Source organism: Rhizobium rhododendri (assembly GCF_007000325.2).
GTDB classification, from domain to species: domain Bacteria; phylum Pseudomonadota; class Alphaproteobacteria; order Rhizobiales; family Rhizobiaceae; genus Rhizobium; species Rhizobium rhododendri.
On record NZ_CP117267.1, the window covers coordinates 2,188,149 to 2,201,319 of the forward strand.

At 60.9% G+C, this 13,171-nt stretch carries 14 protein-coding genes; 13 read left to right on the forward strand and 1 reads right to left on the reverse strand.

Annotated features, from left to right (window positions below; translation table 11 throughout):
* Nucleotides 1-4 precede the first annotated feature (4 nt).
* Complete coding sequence (locus tag PR018_RS10685) at nucleotides 5-655, reverse strand: TetR family transcriptional regulator C-terminal domain-containing protein (RefSeq protein WP_142823476.1); 651 nt, start codon at nucleotides 653-655, stop codon at nucleotides 5-7.
* Between the two features lie 298 nt (nucleotides 656-953).
* Between PR018_RS10685 and PR018_RS10690 the strand changes: the two genes are divergently transcribed.
* The 13 genes from PR018_RS10690 (at nucleotide 954) to PR018_RS10750 (ending at nucleotide 13,167) form a co-directional block, all read left to right on the forward strand.
* On the forward strand, nucleotides 954-2,207 hold the full coding sequence (locus tag PR018_RS10690) for a Zn-dependent hydrolase (protein WP_161990942.1): 1,254 nt from the start codon (nucleotides 954-956) through the stop codon (nucleotides 2,205-2,207).
* Between the two features lie 3 nt (nucleotides 2,208-2,210).
* A complete protein-coding gene (locus PR018_RS10695; protein WP_142823477.1) occupies nucleotides 2,211-2,738 on the forward strand; it encodes an endonuclease domain-containing protein in 528 nt (175 codons plus the stop codon).
* A gap of 148 nt (nucleotides 2,739-2,886) precedes the next feature.
* Nucleotides 2,887-4,341 carry a dihydropyrimidinase gene (gene hydA, locus PR018_RS10700; RefSeq protein WP_142823478.1) on the forward strand — a complete coding sequence of 485 codons (1,455 nt, stop codon included), beginning with the start codon at nucleotides 2,887-2,889 and terminating at the stop codon, nucleotides 4,339-4,341.
* Between the two features lie 2 nt (nucleotides 4,342-4,343).
* The gene (locus tag PR018_RS10705) at nucleotides 4,344-4,721 is read left to right on the forward strand and encodes a hypothetical protein (protein WP_142823479.1); all 378 of its coding nucleotides are present in this window, start codon (nucleotides 4,344-4,346) and stop codon (nucleotides 4,719-4,721) included.
* The gene (locus PR018_RS10710) at nucleotides 4,712-5,527 is read left to right on the forward strand and encodes an ABC transporter ATP-binding protein (RefSeq protein ID WP_142823480.1); all 816 of its coding nucleotides are present in this window, start codon (nucleotides 4,712-4,714) and stop codon (nucleotides 5,525-5,527) included. Before PR018_RS10705 ends, PR018_RS10710 begins: the two co-directional genes overlap by 10 nt.
* A 3-nt stretch (nucleotides 5,528-5,530) precedes the next feature.
* Entirely contained in the window at nucleotides 5,531-5,866 is a 336-nt protein-coding gene (locus PR018_RS10715; RefSeq protein WP_142823481.1) for a hypothetical protein, read from the forward strand.
* A 2-nt stretch (nucleotides 5,867-5,868) separates the two neighbouring features.
* On the forward strand, nucleotides 5,869-6,756 hold the full coding sequence (locus PR018_RS10720; protein WP_142823482.1) for an ABC transporter permease: 888 nt from the start codon (nucleotides 5,869-5,871) through the stop codon (nucleotides 6,754-6,756).
* Nucleotides 6,753-7,880, forward strand: coding sequence for an ABC transporter permease (locus PR018_RS10725; protein ID WP_142823483.1), 1,128 nt, complete (start codon nucleotides 6,753-6,755; stop codon nucleotides 7,878-7,880). Before PR018_RS10720 ends, PR018_RS10725 begins: the two co-directional genes overlap by 4 nt.
* A 59-nt stretch (nucleotides 7,881-7,939) precedes the next feature.
* Complete coding sequence (locus PR018_RS10730) at nucleotides 7,940-8,908, forward strand: ABC transporter substrate-binding protein (RefSeq protein ID WP_142823484.1); 969 nt, start codon at nucleotides 7,940-7,942, stop codon at nucleotides 8,906-8,908.
* 338 nt (nucleotides 8,909-9,246) lie between these two features.
* Nucleotides 9,247-9,663, forward strand: a complete 417-nt coding sequence (locus PR018_RS10735; protein WP_142823485.1) for a hypothetical protein — start codon at nucleotides 9,247-9,249, stop codon at nucleotides 9,661-9,663.
* 41 nt (nucleotides 9,664-9,704) lie between these two features.
* Complete coding sequence (locus PR018_RS10740; RefSeq protein WP_142823486.1) at nucleotides 9,705-11,168, forward strand: CYTH and CHAD domain-containing protein; 1,464 nt, start codon at nucleotides 9,705-9,707, stop codon at nucleotides 11,166-11,168.
* Nucleotides 11,169-11,216: 48 nt separating this feature from the next.
* Nucleotides 11,217-11,690, forward strand: coding sequence for an NUDIX hydrolase (locus PR018_RS10745; protein WP_142823487.1), 474 nt, complete (start codon nucleotides 11,217-11,219; stop codon nucleotides 11,688-11,690).
* Nucleotides 11,691-11,976: 286 nt separating this feature from the next.
* On the forward strand, nucleotides 11,977-13,167 hold the full coding sequence (locus PR018_RS10750; RefSeq protein ID WP_142823621.1) for an efflux RND transporter periplasmic adaptor subunit: 1,191 nt from the start codon (nucleotides 11,977-11,979) through the stop codon (nucleotides 13,165-13,167).
* Nucleotides 13,168-13,171 lie beyond the last annotated feature (4 nt).

The following is a 13,171-nucleotide window of genomic DNA, read 5'->3' on the forward strand; positions in this document are numbered from 1 at the left end:
GTGATTACGCCTTCTTCTGCGGGATCATCAGCCCGTTGACGAAAAGCTGCTCCAGATAACGGGCGGCATCCTCGAACCGGCCCTCGCCGGAGCTCCCCTGCCCGAGGACCGCGCGCACCTGGACGTCGAAGTCGGCATAGTGCTGCGTGGTCGACCATATCGAGAAAATCAAGTGATAAGGGTCGCATTTGGCAATCTTGCCGGCCTTCGCCCAGGCGCGGATGACAGCCGCCTTCTCGTCGACAAGGCTCTTCAGCGGCCCCTTCAGCTCGTCCTCGACATGCGGTGCACCCTGCAGCATCTCGTTGGCAAACAGCCGGCTTTCGCGCGGAAAATCCCGGGCCATTTCCAGCTTGCGACGGATATAGCTGCGGATCTCGCTCTCGGGATTTCCTTCCGGATTGAAGACGCGCAGCGGTTCGAGCCAGGTGTACAAAACGCGATCGATCAGGGCTCGGTGGATCGCCTCCTTGGTGCGGAAATAGTAGAGCAGATTGGGCTTCGACATGCCGGCAACCTCGGCAATCTGGTCGATGGTGGAACCGCGAAAACCATGCATTGAAAAGACATCGAGGGCGGCCTCGAGAATAACCTCTTCCTTTACTTCCTGGATGCGGGTGCGGCGCTGCGTCTTCGCCGCTCTGGGGGTCGCCATGTCGATTTCGCTTCTCCTTGAAACCCGCGCAGTTGTCACTTCCGCCACGCGCCGGCGCCAAATCTGATCGTCCGGGTATCTGCCTGTATTTTGTCGCCGCTTTTCGCGATTTTCATCTTGAGCACCGGCGTGGAAGCTGTAATGTTTACCAATCGGTCAAATTATCGATGAGTTGCAATACAAAGGCAACCGTCGATTTTCCGGAGCAAGAAAAACAAAAAACGCTCCGCAGCAAGACCAAGGGAACGACCGGTCATGCCGCTCGCATGGCCGCGACAAAACGGGCGAGGATTATCATATGGTGGCCGCACCAGGCGAAAACATGCGTATCAATGGCGACCGCCTTTGGGATGCGCTGATGGATATGGCGAAGGTCGGACCAGGCATTGCCGGCGGCAACAACCGCCAGACGCTCACCGATTCCGATGGCGAAGGACGCCATCTCTTCCAGCAATGGTGCGAAGCAGCCGGAATGACTGTCGGCGTCGACCGCATGGGCACGATGTTTGCCACCCGGCCCGGTACCGATCCCGACGCACTTCCGGTCTATGTCGGCTCGCATCTCGACACCCAGCCTACCGGCGGCAAATACGACGGCGTTCTCGGCGTGTTGGCCGGTCTCGAAGTCGTGCGCACCATGAACGATCTCGGTATCAAGACAAAGCATCCAATCGTCGTCACCAACTGGGCCAATGAAGAGGGCGCCCGCTTTGCTCCGGCGATGCTGGCCTCTGGCGTCTTTGCCGGCATTCACGATCTCGACTACGCCTACAGCCGCAAGGATCCGGACGGAAAGACCTATGGCGACGAACTGAAGCGTATCGGCTGGCTCGGCGACGAGGAAGTCGGCGCCCGCAAGATGCACGCCTACTTCGAATACCATATCGAGCAAGGCCCCATCCTCGAAGCCGAAAACAAGGCGATCGGCGTCGTCACCCACTGTCAGGGCCTATGGTGGCTGGAGATCACGCTCACTGGCCGCGAAGCCCATACCGGCTCGACACCGATGGCGCTGCGCGTCAACGCGGGCCTTGCCATGTCAAGAATTATCGAGATGGTCCAGGCCGTGGCGATGGAAAACCAGCCGGGCGCTGTTGGCGGTGTCGGCCAGGTATTCTTCTCTCCCAACTCCCGCAATGTGCTGCCCGGCAAGGTCGTCTTCACAGTCGACATCCGGACGCCGGATCTGGCCAAACTCGACCGGATGCGCGAAAGGATCGAGACCGAGGCGGCAGGCATCGCCGAAGCCCTCGGCGTCGGCTGCTCGATCGAGGCCGTCGGCCATTTCGATCCGGTGACCTTCGATCCGACATTGGTGTCAGCGGTCCGCAACGCCGCCGAAAAACTCGGCCTCAGCCACATGAACATCATCTCCGGCGCCGGCCACGACGCCTGCTGGGCCGCCAAGGTGGCCCCGGCCACGATGATCATGTGCCCCTGTGTCGGCGGCATCAGCCACAACGAGGCGGAAGATATTTCCAAGGAATGGGCATCAGCCGGCGCCGACGTACTGTTCCACGCGGTGGTGGAGACGGCGGGGATCGTGGAGTAGACGATGCTAGTCACGTCGAGCGATAGCAAGGCTGCGGGGGCTGTGTCTTCTCCCTTCTCCCCTGCGGGGAGAAGGTGGCCCGAAGGGTCGGATGAGGGGCGCGAAATGCACGAGGATGACATCACTAGACGACGTCCCGGTAAAACCCAGCAGGCCCGGCGATTGCGCAAAAATGAGACTGAAGAGGAATACCGTCTTTGGAGCGATCTGAGAAATCGGCGCCTGAATGGTCACAAATTCGCACGCCAAATTCCATTAGGCCCTTACGTGGTGGATTTTCTCAGCCGCGAAACAGGCTTGATCGTTGAGGTCGATGGCGTCCAGCATGCAGAGATGCAATCGGACACCCGCCGTACCCGGTGGCTTAACCAGCACGGTTATTCGGTCATACGCTTTTGGAACCAGGAGGTTCTTCGTGAGCGGCGGGCAGTTCTGGACACGATCCTGGCAGCCCTTGAAGGGCAGCTTTCTGTCCGAGACGAGATACTACGCTTTTATCCTGCGATCGACACCGGAAAGAGGCCCGGATGACCAGATCCTGTAGGCCCCTCATCCGGCCCTTCGGGCCACCTTCTCCCCAACGGGGCGAAGGGGAAGCATGCCGCAATCCCGGCGAGGGCGGATGGTCTCTGGCCAAGACGTTTGAACACCGAAAATTTCACAATCGGGAACGAAAGCCATGAGCACAGTCATCAAGAACGGCACCGTTGTCACGGCCGACCTGACCTACAAGGCCGACGTCAAGATCGAGGATGGGGTGATTGTCGAGATCGGGCCGAACCTTCTGGGAAATGAAGTGCTCGACGCCACCGGCTGTTATGTCATGCCGGGCGGCATCGATCCGCATGTGCATCTCGAGATGCCGTTCATGGGCACCTACTCGGCCGACAATTTCGAAAGCGGCACGCGCGCAGCGCTTGCAGGGGGCACGACGATGGTCGTCGATTTCTGCCTGCCGGAGCCCGGCCAGTCGCTGCTCGATGCGCTAAACCGCTGGGACAACAAGTCCGCCAGCGCCAATTGCGACTATGCCTTCCACATGGCGGTGACCTGGTGGGGCGAGCAGGTCTTCAACGAGATGGAGACCGTCGTCAAGGACAGGGGCATCAACTCCTTCAAGCACTTCATGGCCTACAAGGGTGCCCTGATGGTCGACGACGACGAGATGTTCCACTCGTTCTCGCGCTGCGCCGAGCTTGGCGCCTTGCCGATGGTGCATGCCGAGAACGGCGATATCGTCGCCCAGATGCAGGCAAAGCTGATGGCGGCGGGTAACAATGGTCCCGAGGCCCACGCCTATTCCCGGCCTGCCGCTGTCGAGGGCGAAGCGACCAACCGCGCTATCATCATCGCCGATATGGCCGGCGCGCCGCTCTATGTCGTCCACACCTCCTGCGAGCAAGCACACGAGGCCATCCGGCGCGCCCGCCAGAATGGCATGCGCGTCTATGGCGAGCCGCTGATCCAGCACCTGACGCTCGACGAAACCGAGTATTTCGACAAGGATTGGGACCACGCCGCCCGTCGCGTCATGTCGCCACCGTTCCGCTCGAAGCTGCATCAGGACAGCCTGTGGGCGGGTCTGCAGTCAGGCTCGCTGCAATGCGTCGCGACCGACCATTGCGCCTTCACCACCGAGCAGAAGCGCTTCGGCGTCGGCGACTTCACCAAGATCCCCAACGGCACGGGCGGCCTCGAAGACCGTCTGCCGATGCTGTGGACCCATGGCGTCGCCACTGGCCGCCTGACGATGAACGAGTTCGTCGCGGTCACCTCCACCAACATTGCCAAGATCCTGAACATGTATCCGAAGAAGGGCGCGATCCTGGTCGGTGCGGACGCCGATATCGTCGTCTGGGACCCCACTCGTGCCAAGACGATCTCGGCTGGAAACCAGCAGTCGGCCATCGACTACAACGTCTTCGAGGGCAAGCAGGTCGTCGGACTGCCGCGCTATACGCTGACCCGCGGTGTCGTTGCCATCGAGGAGACGACGGTGAAAACCCAGGAAGGCCACGGCAAGTTTGTGAAGCGCGAACCCTTCGCCGCCGTCAACAAGGCCCTGTCCACCTGGAAAGACGTCGTCGCGCCCCGCAAGGTCCAGCGCACCGGCATCCCGGCAAGCGGGGTGTAACTGTGCGCGCCCGCCACCTTCTGGTTACCGCCATTCTGCTCGTACCGACCTATGCAAACGCCGATGGCCTGGGACTGGCCATCGACGGCAATTATGGCAGCAAGGAAGGATGCATCTATGCAAAGACCGGAGAATCGAGCGGTGCCGATACATTCCTGCTGCTGACGCCTGATGCCGTGACGACGTCCGTTTCCAGCTGCGAGTTCAAGAAGATCGTCAAGACCAGCAACGACAGGTTCACCGTCACGGCCGCCTGCCAGGCAGAAGGTGAAGACAGCGCTGGCGAAGAGAGAGTTGATATCATCCGTGTAGACAAGAGCAGTTACCGCATCCTTTTCGAGGACGGGACAAAATTGGGACCCGTGAAGAAATGTCGGTAATCGCATCCACGCCAGAACAGAAGATCACGGCATCCGTCGTGTCTGCCCGAAATCTCTGTCTCACCTACCAGACGAGCGATGGTCCGGTGCATGCGCTGAGCAACGTCGATCTCGATGTCCGCAAGGGCGATTTCATCTCCTTCATCGGCCCTTCAGGCTGCGGCAAGACGACGTTTCTGCGCTGTATCGCCGATCTCGAGAAGAAGACTTCCGGCGAAATCGACGTCAACGGCATGACGCCTGAAGAGGCCCGCAAGGCGCGAGCCTATGGCTATGTCTTCCAGGCTCCAGCGCTCTATCCGTGGCGCACCATCGAGAAGAATATCTCCCTGCCGCTCGAAATCATGGGCTACGCGAAGGATGAGCGGGACAAACGCATCGCCCGGACGCTGGACCTCGTCAACCTCACCGGCTTCGAGAAGAAGCACCCCTGGCAATTGTCGGGCGGCATGCAGCAGCGCGCATCGATCGCCCGCGCACTCGCCTTTGACGCCGACCTTCTGCTGATGGACGAACCCTTCGGCGCACTCGACGAGATCGTCCGCGATCATCTGAACGAGCAACTGCTGAAACTCTGGGCCCGCACCAACAAGACGATCTGCTTCGTCACCCACTCGATCCCTGAAGCGGTCTACCTGTCGACGAGGATCGTCGTGATGTCGCCGCGCCCCGGCCGGGTGACCGATATCATCGAATCCACGTTGCCGGCGGAGCGTCCGCTCGGCATCCGTGAAACCCCCGAATTCCTCGCCATCGCCCACCGCGTCCGCGAAGGCCTGCGCGCCGGCCACTCCTATGAGGAATAGGCCATGAACGGCACCTTCCTCCTCTGGCTCGGCGGCGCCATGCTGATCTTCCTCGGCGGCGCCACCGCATCGCGGGCCTATATCGCCACCAGCAATGTCCTGATCCTCGTGCTGTCCCTCGGGCTTTACTGCGTCGGAAACCTGATGATGGTGCGGTTGATGCGCGAGGGCGGCCTTGGCCTTGCCATCTCCGCCTCGGCCATCGTGCAATTGGTCGCCATCAACATCATCGCCTTTGTCGTCTTCGGCGAGCGCCTCAGCTTGGCGCAGATGGCAGGTGTCGGGCTCGGCGTCGTATCTATGGCGTTGATGCTGCTTCCCTTGCAGGGAAAGGCGTGAGCATGGAGAACGAACAGTTTTTCCGGCACAAGTTCATTCCCGTGACGACCGTTCTCCTCGCCATCCTGGCGATCTGGTATGTCGCCACCGTTATCATGAACGCCCCTTTCCAGATCGACCTCGACAGCCGCGCCGGCGTGTCCACAGGCCCACTGGAGTTCATTGGCAGGACGATGGCGCAGCCGAAGCCGACGCTTCCGGCGCCGCACCAGGTGGCGATTGCGGTTTTTGACAACACCTTCCTGCGCGCCATCGATAGCAACCGCAGCCTCGTCTACAACGCCTGGATCACGCTGACATCCACAGCCGTCGGCTTCGTCTTCGGCACGCTTCTCGGTATCCTCATCGCCATCGGCATCGTCCATGTCGTCACGCTCGACCGCAGCCTGATGCCTTGGATCATCGCCTCCCAGACCGTGCCGGTGCTCGCCATCGCGCCGATGGTCATCGTCGTGCTCGCCGCGGTCGACATCAACGGGCTGATCCCCAAGGCACTGATTTCGACCTACTTGTCGTTTTTTCCGGTGACGGTCGGCATGGTCAAGGGTCTTCGCTCACCCGAAGCCATGCACCTGGACCTCATGCGCACCTACAAGGCCACAGCCACCCAGACATTCTGGAAGCTGCGTCTGCCCGCCTCCGTGCCTTACCTGTTCACCTCGATGAAGGTCGGTATTGCGGCGAGCCTGGTCGGCGCCATCGTCGCTGAATTGCCGACCGGAGCTGTCGCCGGCATCGGCGCAAAACTCCTCGCCGGCTCCTATTACAGCCAGACGATCGACATCTGGGCCGCGCTCGTCGCGGGCTCGGTACTAGCGGCCCTGCTCGTCGGCATCGTCAGCATTGCCGCCCGCATCGTCGACCGTGCGATGGGGAGGCGCCCATCATGAAGAACCTCCAGTATTCCTGGCAAAGCCTCGTGGCGATCCTTCTTTGCATCGGCGCCGCCCTCACCTTTCCGCTGATCGAACCCGGCAGCGGCGATCCCATCCTGCCCGGTATCAGCGCCCTGATCTTCTTCATGATCATCATCTCATGCTTTCTGTCGCAGTTGACACTGCCGCCGGCGATCAGTGCTGCCATCCTGTTTCTGGCAGCCCATGAAGTCGCTTGGCTGCTGTTGACCGCAATCACCGGCAATGAGGGCGCCGCCAGACTGTCATTCTTCCTTTTGCTGGCGTCCGCATGGCTGCTCGCGTGGCGCTGCGTCAGCATTCTTTCGGATATCCGCCCGCACTCGCGCTTTTCCGGTACGGTCCTGAGGCTGCTAATTCCGGCGATCTTCGGTGCCTGGATCCTGATCATCTGGGAGGCCGCTACGCGTGGCGCCGGCATCCCGTTCATCATCCTGCCGCCGCCGAGTGCCATTGCCGTCCGAATTGCCAGTTCCTTGCCGATCCTTGCCGCCGACGTTCGCCAGACGATCTTCAAGGCGGTGATCGCCGGCTACGCCATCGGCTGCATCAGCGGATTTCTGGTGGCGATCCTCGCCGACCGCTTCGCTTTCCTGAGGCGCGGCCTGATGCCGATTGCCAACCTCGCCTCCGCCCTGCCAATCATCGGCGTCGCCCCGATCATGGTCATGTGGTTCGGCTTCGACTGGCAATCGAAGGCGGCCGTGGTTACCATCATGACTTTTTTTCCGATGCTGGTGAACACCGTGGCAGGCCTTGCGGCATCGGGAGCGATAGAACGTGACCTGATGCGCACCTACGCCTCGAGTTACACCCAGACCCTGTTCAAGCTCCGGCTTCCAGCCGCAGCACCCTTCATCTTCAACGCATTGAAGATCAACTCGACGCTGGCTCTGATCGGTGCCATCGTCGCGGAATTCTTCGGCACCCCCATCGTCGGCATGGGCTTTCGCATCTCGACCGAAATCGGCCGGATGAACGTCGACATGGTGTGGGCGGAAATCACGGTGGCGGCGATTGCCGGCTCCGTTTTCTATGGCGTCGTGGCCTTGGTGGAAAGGGCAACGACTTTCTGGCATCCGTCGAGCCGTGGTGGCTAGACGGCCTGCTATCCTGGCCAGGGATCGCAGGCATAACTTCAGAGGGAAAAGGGAAGAAAATGAAAAAAATAGTCATGACATTGATGGCCGGCACCATGGCCGTTGCCGCAGCCCAGTCAGCACTTGCTGCCGACAAGGTGACGCTGCAGCTGAAATGGGTCGCCCAAGCCCAGTTCGGCGGCTACTACGTCGCCAAGGACAAGGGCTTCTACAAGGCGGAAGGCCTGGACGTCGACATCAAGCCGGGCGGCCCTGATGTCGCTCCTGAGCAGATCATCGCCGGCGGCGGCGCTGACGTGATCGTCGACTGGATGGGCGGTGCCCTGGTTGCCCGCGAAAAGGGCGTGCCGCTGATCAACATCGCCCAGCCCTTCGAGAAGTCAGGCCTTGAAATGGTCTGCCGCAAGGACGGCCCGGTCAAGACCGAAGCCGACTTCAAAGGCCACACGCTCGGCGTCTGGTTCTACGGCAACGAATATCCGTTCTTCGCCTGGATGAACAAGCTGAAGATCCCGACATCGGGCGGCACGGACGGTGTCACGGTCCTGAAGCAGAGCTTCGACGTCCAGCCGCTGATCCAGAAGCAGGCCGACTGCATCTCGGTGATGACCTACAACGAATATGGCCAGGTCCTCGACGCCGGCTTCAAACCTGAGGACCTCACCGTCTTCAACTATACCAAGCTCGGCGTGAACCTGCTCGAAGACGGCCTCTACGCCAACGAAACGAAGCTCAAGGACCCGGCCTTCAAGGAAAAGATGGTCAAGTTCGTTCGCGCCTCCATGAAGGGCTGGAAATACGCCGTCGAGCATCCCGATGAAGCCGCCGAAATCGTCGTCGATAACGGCGGTCAGGACGAAGCCCACCAGAAGTTCATGGCCGGCGAAGTCGCCAAGCTGATCGGCTCCGGCAAGCTCGACAAGGCGCTCTACGAACGCACCGAAACAGCCCTGCTGGACCAGAAGATCATCACCAAGGAGCCCAAGGACGCCTGGACGCACGCCATCACCGATGCCGCGCTGAAGTAGTCTTAACGCTCTAACAGTCCTGAAACGCGCGGGCTCTCATGCCTGCGCGTTTCTGCGTTGAGGGGCGGTGAAATTGCCGCGTCAGATCGGGATCCCGAGGCAAAATAGGCTCGGAACCGATTGGTTCATCACCACTTTCGCCCGAACCTGCCGAGATAAAGGCGCACGTGCTGTAAACTGATTGTCACCCGCAGCGGCTATCCTAGCGATATCTGGGTCCTTCGACCTGCAGATTTTCAGCCTGCGGTGGAGCATCCGCCCGCTAGCGGACTGCGTGTTGCCAGCCGCGCCATTTCCAGCGACACTCGCTTTGATCGCAGCCGAACGAGGAGACCGACATGAACAACATCTCCAGTGAAAACGACCCGGATTTCCGCCCGGCGTCCGCCTGCACGCTCTCGGCGATCTTCGACAGCAGGAGCGAAGCAGCGTCCGCAGTCGCCCGCCTGCAAGACGCCGGCATTCCGTCGGAAGCAGTCCATTTCCTCCCCAATATCGCCAGCGAAGGCGACGAGCCGGCAACTGCAGCGGAGCCGGTCGACTTCTGGCACAAGCTCGAAAACTGGTTCTTCGCCGACCACGAGCGAGCCGCCTATTCCGAAGGCCTGCGACGCGGCGGTTTTCTGGTATCGGTGATCGACGTCGACAAGGCGCAGTACGACATCGCCCGCAATATCCTCGACGACGAAGGCTCCATCGACATCGACGAGCGTGCGGACCAGTGGCGTCGGGAAGGCTGGAGCGGCAAGCCTTAACACTTGAGGGCTATGGCGTGTTGCAACCTGGAGAATGACATTTGACACGCGAAATCGAACTGAAGCTCGAATTGTCGCAGGAAGCCAAGTACAGGCTTCTGAACTCGCCACTACTGGGCGAGCCATTGGCGGTCTTCGAGCAGCGCGCGCTCTACTTCGACACCCCTGACCAGACGTTGCGCAACGCAGGCTTTTCGCTTCGCATCCGGCAGGCAGGCGATGTCCGCACCCAGACGATCAAGGCAACGCACCAGAGCACTGCCGGCCTGTTTGCAAGGCCCGAATGGGAATCGATCGTCGAGACGGACGTCCCTGTTCTCGATCACACCGCACCCATTTCCACAGACCTATGGCCCGATCTCGATGCCGATCAACTCGTGGTCCAGTTCATCGTGCAGGTGCAGCGAAAGAAATGGCTGCACAGGGAGGACGGCTCCGAAATCGAGATCGTCGTCGACGAGGGCATCGTCATCGCCGGGGACCGCCGCAGCCCGGTGTGCGAGGTCGAACTGGAATTGAAGGACGGCAACACGCTCGATCTCTTTCGCGCCGCGCGCAAGATCCAGGATATCGACGGCCTGCGCCTCGGGGTGCTTTCGAAATCCGAACGCGGTTACGCCCTGGTCGCGCCGTTGCAGAATTTCTATAAAGCCGAGCCCGTGCAACTCGACCGAACGGCCAACGCCGTGACGGCCTTCCAGACCATTGGCCAATCCTGCTTCCGGCAATTTCGCCTGAACGAGACGGTGCTGGCCGATCGACGAAACCCGGAAGCGCTGCATCAGGCCCGCGTCTCCCTGCGCCGGCTCCGTTCGGCCCTGTCGATCTTCAAGCCTATTCTGGTCGATCCCGAGGCAGGCCGAATTGCCGCCGAACTGAAATGGCTGGCCTCGATCATGGGCGACGCTCGCAACTTCGACATTCTCGTATCGACTGCAGACAACGGCGAGCTTCGCGACCGCCTGAAGGTTCTGCGCACCGAAAAATACGATCTCGCCATAGAGGCGATGGCATCTCCGCGCGCACGGCGGGTGGCCATGGATTTCATCGAGTGGTTATGGTGCGGCGCCTATCTGGAGATGGAGGAAACCCGGGAAGCGCGCCACGCGCCGGCCTCGGAGTTCGCCTCCCATGCCCTCGACCGCCTGCGCAAGACCATCAGGCGAAACGCTAAACTTCTGGCAGATGGAACCGACACGGAGCGCCACGAGGTTAGAAAGGATGCGAAGAAACTTCGCTACGCCGCCGAGTTTTTCGCCTCCTTGTTCAGCGACAAGCAAGGACGAAGGCGCCACAGGGAGTTCGTGAAAGCTCTTGAGAAACTCCAGGAACATCTGGGCGGCGTCAACGATCTCGCCACGGCGCCGGCAGTCCTTCGTGATCACGGCCTGGAAGACCACCCGGATGCCGGCAGGCTATCCCCGACAGGAAGGAAGACCAAGCTACTCCAAGCATCCGCGGATGCGCTGGACGATCTGCTCGATGTCAAAAGGTTCTGGCGATGACGTCATCATCGGTATGGGTCCCATTGAAGGCTCCAGGGGTGCGCTGCCATGGATGAGCCGACGGTGAAGCTGCAGACGGGGGCGCCTGCCCTGAAGCAGACTGCACAGCCGCTGTTCGAGCAGGCGGGTGCAATCTGCTATCGCCGGATTTCCCGCGAGGTGCTGCTGATCACCAGTCGTCGGAGCGGGCGATGGGGCATCCCCAAAGGCAATGTCGAAGCTGGCGAAACCTCCGCACAGGCGGCGGAGCGCGAAGCTTTCGAGGAGGCCGGCATACGCGGCACGTGCGCGCCCGAGATCCTTGGAGCATTTGCCTACCGCAAGGAGGGCACCAACGCATCCTACCGTGTTTCAGTCCACCTTCTCGACGTCCGCCTTGCCGTTACGGAGTTTCCGGAGAAGGGTCAACGCATCATGAGATGGGTACCCTTTCCGGAGGCGATTGAAGCCGTGCACCAGCCCGGATTGAGAATGCTGCTCGGTGTCCTTGGAAAGAGCAGTCTTTTCGGCGAAAATTCGTAAAGCCGGAATAGCATCCCGACGCCTTGTGGAAGTCCAACGGAGTGTCGCCACCTCCAATCTGGAGGGCGCTCTCAGGAACTTTTAAACAAGGCGCTTTCAAAACTTATTTTTGCTAGTATTGAACTTCATGATCCGAAGTTTGGAACGGGTCGTAACCTTGTCAAAAGGGGTCTACGGGGCGTTTTCACAGGTAAGAGCGCTATTGCAGATGGCGAGTAAACCGAGCATCGAGAACTGCCGCATTTCCAAACGCCCGACGATCGACCGCAACATTCGAAAGAACAGCATGTTCCGCACGCCGCTCAAAGCCCAGACCGCCGCATTCCTGCTCTTGAGTCTGCTGCCCGCCTTTGCCGCAAGCGCGGAGGAAACTGCTGTTGCGGCCCCCAAGCAGAACCTTCCGGCCATCGTCGTGACGCAGGCCGTGAAGCGCAACATGGTCGAGAAAATCGTCGCCACCGGAACGGTCAAGGCAGTCGAGGAAGTCTACATCCAGCCGCTCGTCGATGGCCTGCCGATCAAGACGTTGCATGCCGACGTTGGCGACAAGGTAACGGCCGGCAGCACGCTGGCGACGCTGAGCGACGATGCGCTGGTGCTCCAGAAGGCCGAGACGCAGGCAACGCGCGCGAAGGGTCAGGCGACGCTTGCCCAGTTGCACGCCCAGCTGATCGAGGCGCAAGCCAACGACGCCCAGACCGAATTGCAGCGCGCACGCTCCGTTGCCATGGGTGAAAAGGGTACCGTCTCGGTTTCGACCGTCGAGCAGGCAACGGCGTCGGCAGCAGCCAACAAGGCAAGGGTGACATCGGCCGAACAAGCCATCGCCGTCCAGGAAGCCGATCTCAAGGTGGTCGACAGCCAGATCGCCGACATCGACCTGAAGCTTGCCCGCACCGGCGTCAAGACGCCCGTAAGCGGCACGGTCGCGTCGCGCAACGCGCGCGTTGGCGCCATTGCCAACGGCTCAGGCGATCCGCTGTTTACCATCATCCGGGACAGCGCCCTCGAGCTAGTCACCGACGTCTCAGAGAGCGATATAACCAAGATCCAGGCGGGGCAGAAGGCCACCGTCTCGCTCTCCGGCAGCCGTGAAAAGCTGACCGGCTCGGTGCGTCTCGTCTCCCCGACAGTCGATGCCGTCACCCGGCTCGGCGCGGTCCACATTTATATCGACGATGGCAGCAAGGCACGCGCCGGCATGTACGGCAGCACAGAGATCGTCATAAACCAGACGGACGGCATCGCCTTGCCGCTGACTGCTGTCAACAACGAGCCACAGGGATCGTCCGCCCGCAGGGTCGAAAACGGGATCGTCAAGTTCGTCAGCGTTGAAACCGGTATCCAGGACGGCGCCTATATCCAGATCGTCAAGGGTCTGAATGCCGGCGACGAGGTGGTGGCCAAGGCGGGTGCCTACGTGCGCGACGGCGACCACATTACGCCGGTGCACGATATGCCCGCTGCAACCAACTGAACGG